The 15,725-nt window shown below is 67.4% G+C and carries 15 protein-coding genes; 9 read left to right on the top strand and 6 right to left on the bottom strand.

The genetic code is table 11. The features are described 5' to 3' along the window. The first annotated feature begins 86 nt into the window (after window positions 1–86). The 5 genes from BLQ85_RS13450 (at window position 87) to BLQ85_RS13430 (ending at window position 4,720) form a co-directional block, all read left to right on the top strand. Entirely contained in the window at window positions 87–989 is a 903-nt protein-coding gene (locus tag BLQ85_RS13450) for an AraC family transcriptional regulator (protein WP_074577718.1), read from the top strand. A 65-nt stretch (window positions 990–1,054) separates the two neighbouring features. Then, entirely contained in the window at window positions 1,055–2,275 is a 1,221-nt protein-coding gene (locus BLQ85_RS13445; protein WP_074577717.1) for a helix-turn-helix domain-containing protein, read from the top strand. A gap of 44 nt (window positions 2,276–2,319) precedes the next feature. Further along, a complete protein-coding gene (locus BLQ85_RS13440) occupies window positions 2,320–2,988 on the top strand; it encodes a Vgb family protein (protein ID WP_074577716.1) in 669 nt (222 codons plus the stop codon). Between the two features lie 139 nt (window positions 2,989–3,127). Continuing rightward, the gene (locus tag BLQ85_RS13435) at window positions 3,128–3,916 is read left to right on the top strand and encodes a DUF899 domain-containing protein (RefSeq protein ID WP_074577715.1); all 789 of its coding nucleotides are present in this window, start codon (window positions 3,128–3,130) and stop codon (window positions 3,914–3,916) included. A 24-nt stretch (window positions 3,917–3,940) separates the two neighbouring features. Next, window positions 3,941–4,720, top strand: coding sequence for a hypothetical protein (locus tag BLQ85_RS13430; RefSeq protein WP_254806426.1), 780 nt, complete (start codon window positions 3,941–3,943; stop codon window positions 4,718–4,720). Here BLQ85_RS13430 and BLQ85_RS13425 read toward each other — a convergent pair. Next, window positions 4,709–5,566 (bottom strand): YhjD/YihY/BrkB family envelope integrity protein, encoded by an 858-nt coding sequence (locus tag BLQ85_RS13425; protein WP_074577714.1) that lies wholly within the window; start codon window positions 5,564–5,566, stop codon window positions 4,709–4,711. The genes BLQ85_RS13430 and BLQ85_RS13425 overlap by 12 nt on opposite strands. 192 nt (window positions 5,567–5,758) lie before the next feature. On the opposite strand from BLQ85_RS13425, the gene BLQ85_RS13420 reads away from it, so the two are divergent. The 3 genes from BLQ85_RS13420 to BLQ85_RS13410 all read left to right on the top strand — a co-directional run bounded on the left by BLQ85_RS13420 (window position 5,759) and on the right by BLQ85_RS13410 (window position 7,467). After that, the gene (locus tag BLQ85_RS13420; RefSeq protein ID WP_139200969.1) at window positions 5,759–6,274 is read left to right on the top strand and encodes a hypothetical protein; all 516 of its coding nucleotides are present in this window, start codon (window positions 5,759–5,761) and stop codon (window positions 6,272–6,274) included. Between the two features lie 72 nt (window positions 6,275–6,346). Beyond that, a complete protein-coding gene (locus tag BLQ85_RS13415) occupies window positions 6,347–6,811 on the top strand; it encodes a hypothetical protein (RefSeq protein WP_139200968.1) in 465 nt (154 codons plus the stop codon). Between the two features lie 8 nt (window positions 6,812–6,819). After that, on the top strand, window positions 6,820–7,467 hold the full coding sequence (locus tag BLQ85_RS13410) for a class I SAM-dependent methyltransferase (RefSeq protein WP_074577711.1): 648 nt from the start codon (window positions 6,820–6,822) through the stop codon (window positions 7,465–7,467). Between the two features lie 44 nt (window positions 7,468–7,511). Here the strand turns inward: BLQ85_RS13410 and BLQ85_RS13405 are convergent, their stop codons facing one another. From BLQ85_RS13405 to BLQ85_RS13395, 3 genes are all read right to left on the bottom strand, one after another. Then, window positions 7,512–9,026, bottom strand: a complete 1,515-nt coding sequence (locus BLQ85_RS13405) for a DegQ family serine endoprotease (RefSeq protein ID WP_074577710.1) — start codon at window positions 9,024–9,026, stop codon at window positions 7,512–7,514. A gap of 74 nt (window positions 9,027–9,100) precedes the next feature. Beyond that, window positions 9,101–10,495: an ATP-binding protein gene (locus BLQ85_RS13400; protein WP_074577709.1), complete on the bottom strand. Its 1,395-nt coding sequence runs from the start codon at window positions 10,493–10,495 to the stop codon at window positions 9,101–9,103. A gap of 2 nt (window positions 10,496–10,497) precedes the next feature. Beyond that, window positions 10,498–11,157, bottom strand: coding sequence for a response regulator (locus BLQ85_RS13395; RefSeq protein WP_074577708.1), 660 nt, complete (start codon window positions 11,155–11,157; stop codon window positions 10,498–10,500). A gap of 251 nt (window positions 11,158–11,408) precedes the next feature. Between BLQ85_RS13395 and BLQ85_RS13390 the strand changes: the two genes are divergently transcribed. Beyond that, window positions 11,409–12,701 carry a hypothetical protein gene (locus BLQ85_RS13390; protein ID WP_074577707.1) on the top strand — a complete coding sequence of 431 codons (1,293 nt, stop codon included), beginning with the start codon at window positions 11,409–11,411 and terminating at the stop codon, window positions 12,699–12,701. Between the two features lie 18 nt (window positions 12,702–12,719). On the opposite strand, the gene BLQ85_RS13385 is transcribed toward BLQ85_RS13390, so the two are convergent. Further along, complete coding sequence (locus tag BLQ85_RS13385) at window positions 12,720–14,186, bottom strand: rhomboid family protein (protein WP_074577706.1); 1,467 nt, start codon at window positions 14,184–14,186, stop codon at window positions 12,720–12,722. Window positions 14,187–14,206: 20 nt separating this feature from the next. Beyond that, window positions 14,207–15,616 carry an argininosuccinate lyase gene (argH, locus tag BLQ85_RS13380; protein ID WP_074577783.1) on the bottom strand — a complete coding sequence of 470 codons (1,410 nt, stop codon included), beginning with the start codon at window positions 15,614–15,616 and terminating at the stop codon, window positions 14,207–14,209. Window positions 15,617–15,725 lie beyond the last annotated feature (109 nt).

Here is a 15,725-nt window from a genome sequence, read left to right as displayed (position 1 = left end):
GCGGGTTTGAGGTGGCGTAACGATATCGCCCAGGGACAGGACTTACTACAATTCAGAGTCCGTAATTAATTGGCGAAAGTCCGGATATGGTCGACCCCCTCGCCGAAGTCATCGCGCTGCTCAGGCCGCGCGCCGTGTACTCCAAGGTGATCAGCGGCGCTGGTGCCTGGGCCGTGCGCTATGCGGAATTCGGCCAGCCGAGCTTCTGCACCATGCTGGAGGGCGAATGCATCCTGGCCGTGGACGGGCAGCAGCCCATCACGCTGATGGCCGGCGATTTTTTGCTGATGCCGGCCACTCCCGGGTTCACGATGTCCGCGGTGGCGCCGGCGGCTCCCGTGTGGATCGATCCCAAGGCAGGGCCCGTGCCCGAGGGTGAAATTCGCCATGGCCATCCTGAAGGCCCGCCCGACGTGCGCATGCTGGGCGGCTACTTCGCTTTTGATTCACCCGATGCGGCCCTGATGGTCTCGCTGCTGCCGGCCGTGCTGCATGTGCGCGGCATAGGGCGGCTGCCGCTGCTGGTGCAGCTTGTGAGGGAGGAGTCCACGGCGCAGCGGCCCGGCCGTGAGCTGGTGCTCGGGCGGCTCATCGAAGTGCTGCTCATCGAAACGCTGCGTGGTGCGCCCACCGAAGGCGCACCGCCGGGCCTGCTGCGCGCCCTGGCCGACACCCGGCTGGCCGCCGCGATGCGGCACATGCACGGCGAGCCCGCGCGCGCCTGGACGGTGGTGGAGCTCGCGAAGAAGGCGGCGCTGTCGCGGTCGGCTTTCTTTGAGCGCTTCTCGCGCGCCGTGGGCCTGCCGCCCATGGAGTACCTGCTGGCCTGGCGCATGGCCATCGCGAAAGACCTGCTCAGCCGCGGCGGCGTCGCGCTGGCCGAGGTGGCCGAACGCGTGGGCTACAGCTCGGCCAGCACCTTCAGCACCGCGTTCAGCCGCCATGTGGGACAGGCACCCGGTCGCTATGCGCGGCGATCCCCGCCGTGATGGGCGCCCGCCCCGGATCCCGCGGCGTATCCATCTGCATTCGCAGGACGGTGTAGCCTACGCCCATGGATTCCCTGATCACCGCCTCTTCGCGCGCGCTGGCCGCCGGTGATGCGCTGGGCGCGCTCAAACGCGTGGCGCTGCGCGACGACCCGCCGGCGCTGGCCTTGCGCGGCATTGCCATGGCCCAGCTCGGTGAGCACCCGCGCGCGCGTGAGCTGCTGCGGCGCGCGGCGCGCGGCTTCGGCGTGCATGAAGCCTTGTCGCGTGCCCGCTGTGTGGTGGCCGAGGCTGAGGTGGCGCTGGCCATGCGCGACTTCACGGGTTCGCCGCGCGCGCTGGCGGCGGCTTCCGCCACGCTGGACGCGCATGCCGACCACGCCAATGCGCTGCAGGCCTGGCTGGTCACGGCGCGCCGGTTTCTGCTGCTGGGCCGGCTCGAGGAGGCCAGGGCCGCGCTGGCGCGGCTGGATGCGCGGGGCCTCAGGCCCTCGCTGAGGGCGGTGGCTGAAATGACCGCGGCCGAGCTGGCGCTGCGCTCGCTGCAGGTCGGCGAGGCGCGCCTGGCATTGGCGCGTGCGCAGGCGGCGGCCGAGCGCGCGCAGGTGCCTGCGCTGCAGGCCGAGGTGGCGGAGGCGCGCGCCGCGCTGGACAGACCCGCGGCCCGGCGGCTCACACCGGGTGGCGAGCAGCTGCTGCGCCTGGATGAGGTGTCGGCGCTGTTGGCTTCGGATGCGCTGGTGGTCGATGCCTGCCGGCATGGGGTGGGCGCCGGCGGGCAGTGGCGGCCGCTGGCGCGCCGGCCCGTGCTGTTTGCGCTGGCCCGGGCGCTGGCCGAAGCCTGGCCCGGCGATGTGGAGCGCGAGGCCTTGATTGCGAAGGTGTTTCGCACCAGGCACCCTGACGAGACACACAGGGCGCGCCTGCGGGTCGAGATAGGCCGGCTACGCGCATTGGTCAAGCCGCTCGCGGCGATTGAGGCGACCGGCCGGGGTTTTATCCTGAAACCGCTGGGCGGGCGCGACGTGGCCGTGCTGGCGCCGCCGCTGGACGGCGAGCAGGCCTCGCTGCTGGCGCTGCTGTCGGACGGCGCGGCCTGGTCCACCTCGGCCCTGGCGCTGGCCCTGGGGGCCAGCCAGCGCACGGTGCAGCGCGCCCTGGCCGAGCTGGAAGGCGAGCAGCGGGTGCGTTCCCTGGGGCGGGCAAGGGCCCAGCGCTGGCTGGCGCCGCCGCTGGCCGGATTCACGACGATCTTGTTACTCCCCGCTGCGCTGCCGATTGGATAGAGTTGTCTCCATGGCGTCGATGGACGGCGCGACAAGGAAGCACGATGACAAGCAAGACCCTCAAGCAAGCCCCCGAGCCCAAGGCGCGCCCCGCCGAGATCGTGCGCGAATACGGCTTCCCCGGCATCAACGACATCGCCGGCGTCACCCATGACGGCCAGCGCGTCTGGGCGGCCGCGGGCAGCCAGCTGATCGCTTTCGACCCGGCCAGCGGCGAGCAGACGCGCACGCTGGACTGCGCGGGCGACGCCGGTACCGCCTTTGACGGCAAATACCTGTACCAGATCGCCGAGTCGCGCATCACCAAGATAGACCCGGCCAGCGGCAAGGTGCTGGCCACCATCCCGGCGCCTGGCGGCGGCGGCGATTCGGGCCTGACCTGGGCCGAAGGCAGCCTGTGGGTGGGCCAGTACCGCGACCGCAAAATCCACCAGATAGACCCCAAGACGGGCGCCATCCAGCGCACGATTGAATCGAACCGCTTCGTCACCGGCGTGACCTGGGTGGACGGCGAACTCTGGCACGGCACCTGGGAGGGCGACGAAAGCGAGATACGCCGCATAGACCCCCAGAGCGGCGCCGTGATCACGCGGCTCGAAATGCCGCAGGGCGTGGGCGTCAGCGGGCTGGAGTCCGACGGCGCCGAGCTGTTTTACGCGGGCGGCGGCAAGAGCGGCAAGGTCCGCGCCGTGCGGCGGCCCAAGGCGGCGTAAAGCGATATAGAACGCAGCGCGCAAGGCAGGCAGAGCCCTTGCGCTGAGAGTTTCCCCGGCCTTAGTGCCACAACGAGCGCACCCGGAACCAGCACGGGTCGGGCAGCGCATTGACCCACGAAAAACTCAGGAGAACACCGTGAGCACAGCCAACACAGAAACCAGTACCGTGAACCATGCCATTGTGCCCAGGGACCAATGGCTGGCCGAGCGCAAAACCCTGCTCGCGCAGGAGAAGGAACTGACACGCCTGCGCGACCAGGTCGCCCGCGAGCGCCGCGCGCTGCCCTGGGTCCAGATCGAGAAGAACTACGTCTTCGACACGCCCCAAGGCAAACGTTCGCTGGCCGATCTATTTGAAGGCCGGCGCCAGCTGATGGTGCAGCACTTTATGTTCGGCCCGGGCTGGGAGCAGGGCTGCCCGAGCTGCTCTTACATGGCCGACCACACGGCCGGCATGCAGGTCCACCTGGAGCACCGCGACGTGACGTTTGTGGCCGTCTCGCGCGCGACCCTGCCCGAGATTGAGCGCTTTCGCCGGCGCATGGGCTGGCAGTTCGCCTGGGTGTCGTCCAACGGCAGCGACTTCAACTACGACTTCCATGTGAGCTTCAGGCCGCAAGACCGCGTCGACGGCATCGTCAACTACAACTACGGCATGACGGAATTCCCGGCCGAGGAAGCGCCCGGCATCAGCCTGTTCTACAAGGACGGCGAGGGCCGGGTCTTCCACACCTATTCCACCTACGGCCGCGGTGTGGAAGTGATGATGGGCACCTACAACATGCTGGACCTCACGCCCAAGGGCCGCGACGAGCATGACGGCTTTTACAAAATGGACTGGGTGCGCCACCACGACCGCTACGAGTCCCAGGCTGTGTTCACGCCCGCGCCCGAAGCGGCTTCGTGCTGCGGCGCAAAAGCCTGAGCGGGCAGGGTAGGCGAAAACACCATGGCAAGCCTTTGGCCCTGGCTGGCGGTGGCCGGCATGGGTGCCCTGCATGGGCTGAATCCCGCCAACGGCTGGGCTTGCGCCGCCGCCTGGGGCCTGCGTTCACACGACCGCGCGCAGGCCTTGCGGGCGCTGTGGCCTGTTGCCGTGGGGCATGTCGCCTCGATTGCGCTGGTGGCCGGCGCGGTGGTGTGGGGCGTCGCCATGGACCGCTTTGCATTGCAGATGCTCGCGGGCGGCCTGCTGGCGGCCTGTGTCGTGCTTCAGCTGTGGGGCCGTGCGCCCAGGGCGGCACGCGCACCCGCGGGCCATGCCGGCCTGGCGCTGTGGTCCTTCATGATGGCCGGCGCGCAGGGCGCGGGCCTGATGCTGGTGCCGGCACTGGTGCCGCTGTGCGCGGGAGAGGCATCGCTGGCCGGGATAGACGGCGTGGGCCCACTGGCACTGGCGTTCGCGGCCTTGGTGCTTCATACCGCGGCCATGCTGGCCGTCACCGGTCTGGTGGCCAGCGGGGTGTGCCGTGGTGCGGAGGCCGGCGCCCCTTGGCTGGGCCGCCTCAGGGATTTAGCCGAGCAGGCGAAACAGGCCGTAAAGCGACAGCAGCGCCGTCAACACCAGCATGCCGGTCTTGACGCCGCGGCCACCGACCAAAGTTCCGATCACGCTGCAGGCCAGGATGGCGCCGAGGATGTAAGTGGTTTTCATGCGGCAATGGTAAAGCCTTGTGCCCCGCAATTCGGCCCGAAAAGAACGGCTGTGGCTGGAAACCTACGCGCGTGAAAGCCGCCGTGTGGCCTGCGAGCCGCCGCGCGGCAGGCTGGCGCTGAGCAGCGCGGCGGCCAGCGTGACCAGCCACGAGTAATACACCCACAGCAGGAAAGCCAGCAGCGGCGCGAAGGCACCGTAAATCGTGCGGTAGGTCGGCACATTCGCCAGGTAGATCGCAAAGCCCTGCTTGCCGAGCTCGAAGGCGACACCGGCCAGCAGGCCGCCCGCGATCGCATCGCGCCAGCGCACCACGGTGTGCGGCACAAAGCGGAACAGGCAGGCAAAACCCGCGGCGCTGAGCGCCATAGGCCCGATGTTCAGCGCATGCGGCAGCCAGCCGGGCCGCGCCACCGGCAGCCCGCTGGAGGCCGTCGCCAGATAGGACGCGGCCCACAGGCTCGCGCCTATCAGCACAGGGCCGGTCAGCAGCATGCCGAGGTACAGGCCCAGCCGGCGCAGCAGCGGGCGCGGTTTTTTGACCTGCCAGATCCGGTTCAGCGTGGTCTCCACACTCATGAGCAGCGCCAGCGCCGACACCAGCAGCAATGCAAAGCCGACTTGCGTGAGGCCGCCTGTATTGCCCGCGAACTGAGCGAGGTGCTTGAGCATCGTACGCGCAATGCCGTCCGGCAGCAGGCCGCGCAGCAAGTGCTCACGTATCGCATCCCCGGCCGCATGCAGGGCCGGGATGCGCGCGAACAGCGCAAAGCTCAGCGCCAGCAAAGGCACCATGGACATCACCATGGTGAAGGTCAGCCCGCCCGCCGCCTGCGGCAAGCGCTCCTCCCGGCCACGCCGCAGCAGCCGGCTGATCAGGCCGCCGGGGTTTCTGCTGCTGCTTGTGCTCGTCGTTGCCATGCGGGGAATATAGCGGGGGCTGTGGGGGTTTCCGCCGACGTGTTGGGAAATACAGGGATTTGCGTGGGTAAACGCGGCGCGTGCGCGACAAAACCGGGCCGACCATGCCGCTGGATGAAAATGCGGGTTTTATACATAGAGCTTCAACCACGTCCTGACGGGCGCCGGCCACCTCCAACAACAGGTTTCAGCGTGACAGTCACCCCTGCCCGGTTACAAACATTGGTCGAAAACGAACTCGCCGGCATCCGCGACGCGCGTGTTGTCCAACATATCCGAAGCTTGTTGGTGGAGCCGAAGGCCGTTTTACGACCGTGGAACTACGGGGAAGATGATGAGGCCTACCCCTGCTGGTCAGTACTGGACCACGTCCGCTCATCCACGGGCATCGCATACTGCGAGTACGGATTCGGGCCCGGCCGCCCGTGGGGCCTGGTGGGGCTCGCCGGCTTTGCCGATCAGTCGCTCGGTATGGATTCCGGCTGGTTCTCCACTTTCACCGATGCATTTTTTGAATCCGCAGCCGCTACCGATCTTCCGATCTGGCGCGTCTTCAAGCAAGGTTCGGGCCCCTACCCGGGTGTGGCTCTTACCGGGGAGGCTGATTGGGATTCCACATGGGAGAAGGTCTACGCGTTGAGGGCCGGCGATCCTGATGGCCGCTACCATTGCGCCCATGACATCCGGTTTCGGCCGGATGAAGCCTGACTCCTCCCTTGAGAGCAACTGGATTTCGAATGCCGTCACGCCATCCCGTGGCTTCCTGCGCAAGAAAATAACTTGGCGACAAAATCAGAAAAACTCTTGGCGGCCTATGCACGCTTTGCGCAGGCCATTACCGCCATTCCGGATGAAAAGGCCTGGGAACTCGCGCTGGTCGCCACCGGGGTTCCAACCTTTGTTGCCGAAGCCCGTCCACAAGGTGCCAAGCCCACAAGTTCACAGGTCGTCTCCGGCCTGGAGCAGGGATTGAGGGACATGCCGCATTTGATTGGCGAGGTGGATAGCCAGTGGCGTGGGGCGGTTTCAAAGGCGTTGCACGACGCGATCACGGCGGAGTATCCCGAATTCCTGCGCCTTGAGACTGCCCGTCTGGAAAAAGTTATGGCACGGGGAAAAATCAGGACCGAGGCCGAGTTCCATCTTGTGAGGTACAGGATAGATGTTCTGGAGGCAGAGCCGGAGTTGCCTCAGGCCTTGGGGCGGCTTTATGCTTTGGTTGAGGCGTTTAAAGCCCGTGGTTAGGCTGAAACATGAAACCCGGAACACTGAAGGCCATTGGCCACAACATCATCCCCCCAGGCACCCAAGGCTACGCCGAGCAAGCCGAGGTGCTGATTCCCCAGTACGAATCCATTCCCTTTGGCAAACGCCACGAGGTCGCGCTGCATCTTTTGCCAACGACACCAAGCCGCATCCTGGACATAGGGGCGGGGACAGGTGTGGATGCGGCCTGGTTTGCGGAGCAAGGGCATAGCGTCCTGGCTGTGGAGCCGACTGCGGAATTCCGCACGGCGGCCATGCGGCTTCACCCTTCGCCCTTGATCGAATGGCTGGACGATGTCCTGCCCGGGCTGGAGGCTGTGCTGTCGCGTGGGCAGCGCTTTGACGTCGTCATGCTGAGCGCGGTGTGGATGCACCTTGACGAGGCGGAGCGCCGCGCGGGCATGCCCAGGCTGGTGTCGCTGCTGGCGCCGGGCGGGCTTATGCTGCTGTCGCTCAGGCACGGGCCCATTCCCTCGGGGCGGCGCATGTTTGAGGTGTCGGGGGAGGAGACGATGGCGCTTGCGCGCCAGCATGGGCTTAAGGCCGTGCTGAATACCCAGACCGGGTCATTGCTGCCGGGCAATGTTGCCGCTGACGTCACCTGGACCCGGCTTGCCTTCAGGCAGGAAGGCTAGCGGCCCCGGGCAACACGCCAGGGGCCGCGCGCTCGAGGTTTGATTTAACCCAGATTCACCGGCACAAAAATCTTGCTGTCCCCGCGCTGTATCAGCAGGGCCACGGATTTTTCGGACTTGGCCACGGTGGCGCGCACCTGGTCTATGTTTTTCACGGGCACGCCGTTGATGGACAGCAGCACGTCGCCGGGCTGCACGCCGGCCAGGGCCGAGGGGCCGCTGGCTTGCTCCACGACCAGGCCGCTGTCGACGCCGGCCTCCTTCTTTTCATCGGGTTGCAGCGGGCGCAGGGCCAGGCCCAGCTTGCCGTGGTTGGGGCTGTCTTTCTTGGCGACGACCTGGCCGGTTTTGTCGTCGGCGCTGCCGAGTTTGGCGCTGATCTCCTTGGCCGATCCCTGGCGCCAGACGTCGAGCTTGAGGCTGTCGCCGGGGGCTGCCAGGCTGATGAGGGCGGGCAGGTCACCGGAGGAGACGATGGGCTGGCCGTTGACGCGGCGGATCACGTCGCCGCTTTGCAGGCCGGCCTTGTCGGCGGGGCCGCCTTTTTCAACGCTGGAGACCAGCGCGCCTTCGGGCTTGTCGAGCTTGAAGGAGTCGGCAAAAGCCTGGTTGACCTCCTGCACCGCCACGCCCAGGCGCGCGTGCTCGACCTTGCCGGTGGCCACAAGCTGGTTCTTGATCTTGGCCGCCACGTCGATGGGGATCGCGAAGGACACGCCCTGGTAGCCGCCGCTGCGGGTGTAGATCTGCGAGTTGATGCCCACCACCTCGCCACGCGTGTTGAAGAGCGGCCCGCCGGAGTTGCCGGGGTTGACGGCCACGTCGGTCTGGATAAAGGGCACGGCGCTGTCGTCGGGCAGCGAGCGGCCCTTGGCGCTCACGACGCCGGCGGTGACGGTGTTCTCAAAACCGAAGGGCGAGCCTATGGCCAGCACCCATTCACCGACCTTGAGCTCGCTGACCTTGCCCAGGGTGACCACGGGCAGGTTTTTGGCCTCGATGCGCAGCACGGCGACATCGGTCTTGGGGTCGGCGCCCAGCACCTTGGCGCGGTACTCGCGGCGGTCAGTCAGCTTGACGGTGACTTCTTTTGCATCACGCACCACATGGGCGTTGGTCAGGATGATGCCGTCGGCGCTGACGATAAAACCCGAGCCCTGGCCGCGTGTGGGCATTTCCTGCTGCGGGGCGCCGTTACGGCCGCCGGGGCGGCCCTGGCCCTGCTGGAAGCGTTTGAAGAACTCGAAGAAGGGGTCGCCGGAGAACGGCGAATCGTCATCATCGTCACCTTGGGCGACTTCATTGCGGACCTTGGTGGTGCCGGTCACGCTGATGTTGACCACGGCCGGGCCGTAGCGTTCGGTGATCTGCGAGAAGTCGGGCAGGGCCATGGGGACGGGGGCCGCGCCGGTCGTGGCGGGTGCCGTGATGGCCGGCGGCGTGGCGGCGGTGGCGGCGGAATGCAGGATGTTGATCGCGCCGACGCCGGCGCCGCCAATGGCGCCCGCGGCCAGCAATGCGGCGACAAGCCGGGTGTTCTTCAATGCAGTGGATGACATGGCGTGCTTCCTTGGGTTGATGGCACTCCCTGGTGCCAATGCCCTAACTATGGGGATGCAGCCTTAGACGGGGCTTAAGCGGAGCCAGAATCCTGGGTAACCGGAAATCGCACCTCAACCCTGAGCCCGCCCAGGCGTTCGGAGCGGACCAATTCCAGCGTGGCGCCGTGCCGTCCGGCAATCGCCTTGACGATGGCCAGGCCCAGGCCGCTGCCGGTGGGCGGGGCCGCATCGGCGCCGTCCCCCTCCTGGGCCGCGCGGAAGAAGCGGTCGAACACGCGTTCGCGGTCCTGCTCGTCTATGCCGGGGCCGCTGTCTTCCACCGCGAGCACGGTCTCGCCGTCCTGCGGGGCCAGCGACACGTCGACCCGGCCGCCGGCCGGTGTGTACTTGACGGCGTTGTCCAGCAGGTTGCGCAGCAGCACGCGCAGGGCCTCGGCCTGGCCCGTCACCTGTGGCGGCCGCGGCAGGGCGGGGCCTGCGACCATGCCCAGATCTATCTGTTTGTGCACCGCATGCGGCAGCACGTCGGCCACGGCGAGCTTGATGACGTCCTGCAGGTCCACGGGCGCGGCGGCCGCGGCCTGGCCCGTGCCGGTTGCTCCAGCGGTTTCGCCGGCTTCCTCGCGGGCCAGCACCAGCAACTGCTCGACCAGGCGTATCGCCCGGTCTATGCCCTGGTTGAGCCGGGCGATGCCGGCCTCGTGTTCGGCGGGCGTGCCGCCGTTACGGCGCAGGGCCTGGGCCTGCAACTTGAGCGCGGTCAGCGGTGAGCGCAGCTCGTGCGCCGCGTCGGCCACAAAATGTTTTTGCGCCTCGAAAGCGCCGCGCACCCGGCTGAACAGCAGGTTGAGTTCGTCCACCAGGGGCCGCACCTCGTCGGGCAGGCCTTCGGCGGCCAGCGGCGACAAATCGTCGGCGCGCCGGCCCGCCACCTGGCGCCGGGTGCGTTCAATCGGCGCCAGCGAGCGGCTGATGACCCACCAGACGGCCAGCATCAGCAGCGGCGTCAGGAACACAAAAGGCAGCACGGCGCGCACCGCCAGCGCGCGCGCGCGGGCCGAGCGCGCGTCCAGGTCCTGGGCGATCTGCACCGTCTGCAGCGCGGTCTGCAGGGTGTAGACGCGGTAGCGGTTGCCATGGGCCTCCACGTCGGAAAAGCCCAGCACCGCACGCGGCGGCAGCGCCGAGCGCGTGGAGCGAAAGATCTGCGTGCCGTCCTGGCCCCAGATCTGCACATACACCTCGAAGCGGTCGTCGGCGTCGGCTTCGTCCAGCGGGAAGTTGAAGGGCACGCCGCTGCGCAGCGAGCGCGCCATCTGCCGCAGGTGCTCGTCGAACATTGAATCGGCCTGCTGCAGCGCGCCACGGTAGGCGGTGGCCGCCTGCAATAGTGCCGCCAGGAAGATCGCGGCGAGCACAAACCAGAGCAGCCGCTTCCTCAAGGAATGGGTCACCGGCCTGTTCATGGTCATTGTTTAGGCACCAGGTAGCCCAGGCCGCGCACCGTCTGGATGATGTCGTTGCCGAGTTTTTTGCGCACGCCGTGGATATAGACCTCGACGGCATTGCTGCTGACGTCGTCTTTCCAGCTGAAGAGTTTTTCCTCGAGCTGGGCGCGCGAGAGCACCACGCCGGGGCGGGCCAGCAGGGGTTCGAGCACCGCCCACTCGCGCGCCGACAGGGTCACGGGCTGGCCGTTGAGGCTGGCTTCGCGCGTGGCCGGGTTCAGGCTCACGCCCTTGTGCTCGAAGGCCGGCTCGGCGCGGCCGGCGCTGCGGCGCAGCAGCGCGCGTATGCGCGCCAGCATCTCGTCGGTGTCATAGGGTTTGACGACGTAGTCGTCGGCGCCGGCATCCAGCCCGGCGATGCGGTCGCCGACCGCGTCGCGCGCGGTGGCCACCAGCACCGGCGTGGTGTCGCGGCGCGCGCGCAGGGCACGCAGCACCTCGAGGCCGTCGCGCTGCGGCAGGCCCAGGTCCAGCAGCACCAGGTCGTAGTGTTCGCTGCGCAGGACCTCATCGGCCATGCGGCCGTCGCGCACCCAGTCGACCGCGTAATGCTCGGCGCGCAGCACCTGCAAAACCGTCTCGCCGATCATGGCGTCGTCTTCAACCAGCAATAAACGCATTGGGGGACCTTGCTTCCGAAGGTACAAGTATGCATGCACTGACTTAGGTGGAGCTTAACCAGTGGGCCGTGCGGCGGCGTCTTATCCCAGGGGGAGGGGACGGGGCAGCAGCCCTCAAAAGAGCATGTTGGGCCGGTCACGCCGGTGCCGCGCAGCCCCACCCCCTAAAATCACCGCACAACAACGGGAGCTGAGATGGGAGAGTTCATACAGGTAGGGCGGTCCGGTGCAACGCACGGCGCCTTGTAGGCATGGCGGCCGGCAAGCCCGCGGTCAAGCCGTTCTGGCACCGCCTCAATAAATTCTTTGCCTTCCCCTTCCAGGCCACGCCTTTGGCCTATGGGCTGTTCCTGGCGTTCTGCAGCCTTTTGCCGGAGGTGCTTTTTTTCCTCCCGCGGGTGTTCATGTGGCTGATTGTCGAGCTCGGCATCCTGCTGGCGGCGAGCCGCTACGGCTTCAAGGTCGCGGTGCTGGGTTCGCGCGGCATCTCGCGCGCCAGCGACTTTCCGTCGCGGCTTGACGACGAGTGGAGCAGCCTGCCCTGGAAGCTGTTCGGCGTCTTTGTCGTGCAGGCTTTTGTCCTGGGCCTGGTGGCGTCGGTCAACGCCAAGCTTGCCACGGCCGCGACTTTTGTGCTGTCGTTTCTGTTCCCGGCGACCGTGATTGTCCTGGTGCAGTCGGGCAGCGCGATGCGCTCACTGAACCCGGCCGCGCTCTGGCAGGTTGTGCGTGTCCTGGGCGCGCCTTATCTCGCGCTGTGCTTGTTCCTGTTTTTGCTGGGCAGCGGTGCGCAGGTCGCGCTGGCGCTGCTGCTGCCCCTGGTCAGCCTCTGGCTGCTGGTGCCGCTGTTCAATTTTGCCTTTATCTATTTCGGCTGGGTCATGGCCAGCTTGCTTGGTTATGTGATGTACCAGCACCATGAGGGGCTGGACATCGACTTGCTGCCGGGTGCGGGGGCGGACGAAGTGCCGCCCGAGCGGCGCAGCCCCGAACAGATCGCGCGCCAGGAAACCGACGCGCTGGTCGCCGAGCTGGTGACCGACGGCGATATTCCCGCCGCGCTGAATATCGCCTACGAAGACCAGCGCCTGCGGCCCAACGACGTCGCCGCGCTGCGGCGCTACCACCGCGTGCTGTTGATGACCGACAAGGCGCCGGTGCTGCTGGAGCACGCGAAGCGTTTTATCGCGCTGCTGCTGCAGCAGGAGCTGGGGGCCGAGGCACTCAAGGCCTGGCAGGACTGCCGCGCCCGCGAGCCGGCCTTTGCCATCGAGGATGCCGGGCAGACTTTGGCCCTGGCCCGCGCCGCCTGGCGCGCCGGCGACGCCCAGGCGGCGCTGGCCGCGCTGCGCAGCTTCGACAAGCGCTTTCGCGGCCATGATGCGATTCCGCAGGCTTATGAACTCATCGCTCGGGTGCTGACCCAGGGCATGAACCGCCCCGACCTGGCGCGCCCGGTGCTGGCCATGCTGGAGGAGCGCTATCCCGACAGCGAGCCGACGCGCGAGGTACGCTGGCTGCTGCGCGACCCGCCGGCGGCCTGACGCGGCTGAAGCGGTGGCTCAGGCCTGCGCGAGCGCGCGTGTGGCCATGTCATTGGGCGCCAGCCGCTGCAGGTGCGGCAGCCAATAGAGGGCGCGCTCGCGCTGTCCCGCGCGCAGCCAGCCCTGGGCGCAGATGCCCAGCGTGTCGGCAAGCCCGGAATGTTCCGGGGCGCTTTTGAGCAGGGCGCGGCACAGCTTGTCGGCGTCGTCGAACTGGCGGGCGCGCGTGAAGCGGCGCGCCAGCCGCGCCATGTCGTCGGGCTTGAGCCGCGCGCCGGGTTTGGCCTGGTCGAGGTAAGTCCGGTAGCTGGCATGCTGCAGTTCCAGCGTGGCGTCGTCGCTGGGGCCCAGGCGGAAGATGCGCTGCGCGGCACGGTGGAAGTCTTCGCCCGCCGGCTGCAGCCGCGCGGTGTTGAACCAGGCGCGCAGCACTTCGCCGTCGGCGGGCCGCAGTTTCGCCGCGGCACGCCATTGCGTGCAGGCGGCGTCGAATTTCATTTCGGCCGCCAGCCGTTTGGCCTCGGCAACATGCTGCTCGAAACCGTCGCTGGTGCGCTCGGCGGCCGCGGGCGGCGGCGTGAGTTTGCGCCAGCGCATGGCCGCGGCCATCAGCAGCGCGCCCGTGAGCAGCCCGCCCAGGTGCGCCATATAGGCCACGCCCTTGCCGCCTATCAGGTGTTGCAGCATCTCGTTGGCGATCCAGGCCGGCAACAGCAGCAGCGCGGGCGCCGTGACGTAATTGAAATAGAAAAACAGCTGGTAAAAAAAGCGGATGCGGCGCAGGCGGTACATCACGGCATACATGCCCATCAGGGCCGAGATCGCACCCGAGGCGCCCAGGCCGTACCCACCTTGCCCGGCATAAGCCCAGCCCGCCAGCAACGAGGCGCCGAGCGCCCCCGCGAGGTAAAACGCCAGGTAGAGGCCGCGGCCCAGCGCGAGTTCGACGGAAAAACCAAACAGGAAGAGGAACACCATGTTGCCGATCAGGTGGCTGGTGTCGGCGTGCAGAAAGGCCGCGGTGATCCAGGTCACGGGGCGAAACGGCGCGTCCTTGGTGTTGTCCTGGGCCCAGCGGGTGGTGAACGGGGCCGGCTGCAAGGCTTCGTAGCGGCGCCGGTCCTGCTCCCACTGTGCATGGGCCGCTTGCCCGGGCCGGATGACCAGGCCGCCGTGCAAGCGCGCCAGGAAGTCTTTTTCGTGTTCCAGGCCGTCGAGCAGCGCGCCGTAGCGGCGTTGCTGCAGCATACGCCTGGCCGCCGGCGCGCGCGGGGATGCGGTCTCTTCAAGCCAGCCGACGAAGGCCGGCAGCTCCAGCGCCGGCAGGCTGCTCGAAAGATAAAACGCCGCGGCTTTTTTCTGGGCATTTTCTTCGGCGCGCTGCGGTCCCCAGAACACCGCCATGTTCACGAGGATCAGCAAAATCGTCAGCCATGGCGGGTTGCGCCAGGTCGGCCGGTTTTCCAGCGGAATTGCGTAAAACATGCCTCCGCCGGTGCGTCAGCTCAGCCCAGCCGCGCGCGGTGCCGGGCGATCTGCGCCTTGACCTGGGCCGGCGCCGTGCCGCCCAGGATGTTGCGGGCGTTGAGCGAGCCGCGCAGGCTTAAGGCATCGTAGACGTCTTTTTCGATCTTGGGGTTGAATTCCTGCAGCACGGCCAGCGGCAGCTCGGACAGGTCCACCGCATGGGTGGTGGCGGCCTTCACGGCATGGGCCACGGTTTCGTGGGCGTCGCGGAAGGGGATGCCTTTTTTCACCAGGTAGTCGGCCAGGTCGGTGGCGGTGGCGTAGCCGCGCAGCGCGGCCTGCTCCATGGCCTCGGGCTTGACGGTGATGCCGGCCACCATCTCGGCGAAGATGCGCAGCGTGTCTTTGAGCGTGTCGACGGTGTCGAACAGCGGCTCCTTGTCTTCCTGGTTGTCCTTGTTGTAGGCCAGGGGCTGGCCCTTCATCAGGGTGATCAGGCCCATCAGGTGGCCGACCACGCGGCCGGTCTTGCCGCGCGCGAGTTCGGGCACGTCGGGGTTTTTCTTCTGCGGCATGATGGACGAGCCGGTGGTGAAGCGGTCGGGGATGTGGATAAAGCCGAAGTTCTGGCTCATCCACAAGATCAGCTCCTCGCTCATGCGGCTGATGTGCACCATGGACAGCGAGGCGGCGGCCGTGAACTCGATGGCGAAGTCGCGGTCGCTGACCGCGTCCAGGCTGTTCTGGCACACCTGGGGCTTGCCGTCCTCGTCGACCATGCCCAGGGTCTTGGCGGCGCGTTCGCGGTCCAGCGGGTAGCTGGTGCCGGCCAGCGCGGCGGCGCCCAGCGGCAGGCGGTTCACGCGCTTCCTGATCTCGCGCATGCGCTCGGCGTCGCGGCTGAACATTTCGACATAGGCCAGCATGTGGTGGCCGAAGCTCACGGGCTGGGCCACCTGCAGGTGGGTAAAGCCCGGCAGTATGACCTCGGCGTTTTTCTCGGCAATGTCGACCAGGGCTTTTTGCAGGTCGGTCAGCAGCCCGCCGATCAGGTCGATCTCGCCGCGCAGCCACAGGCGCACGTCGGTGGCGACCTGGTCGTTGCGGCTGCGGCCGGTGTGCAGGCGCTTGCCGGCATCGCCGACCAGCTGGGTCAGGCGCGCCTCGATGTTGAAGTGCACGTCCTCGAGGTCCAGCTTCCACTCGAAGGCGCCGGATTCGATTTCCGAGGTGATCTGCGCCATGCCCTTCTGGATGTCGGCATAGTCGGCCGCGGGGATGATTTTCTGCGCGGCCAGCATCTCGGCGTGGGCCAGCGAGCCGGCGATGTCGGCCTGCCACAGGCGTTTGTCGAAGAATACGCTGGACGTGTAGCGCTTGACCAGGTCGCTCATGGGCTCGGAAAAGAGGGCAGACCAGGCTTGGGACTTTTTGTCGAATTGGTTCACGTCAGGCTTTCTTTGGGTGGCGGTCAGGGTGCCGGCCGCGCCGGGCCGTGGATTCAGGGCGCCGGATGCGCTATTCTGGGCAGCCACGGGCCGGCGACGGCCTTAATTG

Source organism: Polaromonas sp. JS666, from assembly GCF_900103405.1.
In the GTDB taxonomy this organism is placed as follows: Bacteria; Pseudomonadota; Gammaproteobacteria; order Burkholderiales; family Burkholderiaceae_C; genus Polaromonas.
The sequence above is the reverse complement of the archived record's forward strand: the minus strand, read 5'-3'. Positions and strand labels throughout refer to the sequence as shown.

Coding starts and splice junctions, on each gene's coding strand:
- BLQ85_RS13450 (WP_074577718.1), top strand. CDS start 87: ATGGTCGACCCCCTCGCCGAAGTCATCGCGCTGCTCAGGCCGCGCGCC.
- BLQ85_RS13445 (WP_074577717.1), top strand. CDS start 1,055: ATGGATTCCCTGATCACCGCCTCTTCGCGCGCGCTGGCCGCCGGTGAT.
- BLQ85_RS13440 (WP_074577716.1), top strand. CDS start 2,320: ATGACAAGCAAGACCCTCAAGCAAGCCCCCGAGCCCAAGGCGCGCCCC.
- BLQ85_RS13430 (WP_254806426.1), top strand. CDS start 3,941: ATGGCAAGCCTTTGGCCCTGGCTGGCGGTGGCCGGCATGGGTGCCCTG.
- BLQ85_RS13425 (WP_074577714.1), bottom strand. CDS start 5,566: ATGGCAACGACGAGCACAAGCAGCAGCAGAAACCCCGGCGGCCTGATC.
- BLQ85_RS13410 (WP_074577711.1), top strand. CDS start 6,820: ATGAAACCCGGAACACTGAAGGCCATTGGCCACAACATCATCCCCCCA.
- BLQ85_RS13405 (WP_074577710.1), bottom strand. CDS start 9,026: ATGTCATCCACTGCATTGAAGAACACCCGGCTTGTCGCCGCATTGCTG.
- BLQ85_RS13400 (WP_074577709.1), bottom strand. CDS start 10,495: ATGAACAGGCCGGTGACCCATTCCTTGAGGAAGCGGCTGCTCTGGTTT.
- BLQ85_RS13395 (WP_074577708.1), bottom strand. CDS start 11,157: ATGCGTTTATTGCTGGTTGAAGACGACGCCATGATCGGCGAGACGGTT.
- BLQ85_RS13390 (WP_074577707.1), top strand. CDS start 11,409: ATGGCGGCCGGCAAGCCCGCGGTCAAGCCGTTCTGGCACCGCCTCAAT.
- BLQ85_RS13385 (WP_074577706.1), bottom strand. CDS start 14,186: ATGTTTTACGCAATTCCGCTGGAAAACCGGCCGACCTGGCGCAACCCG.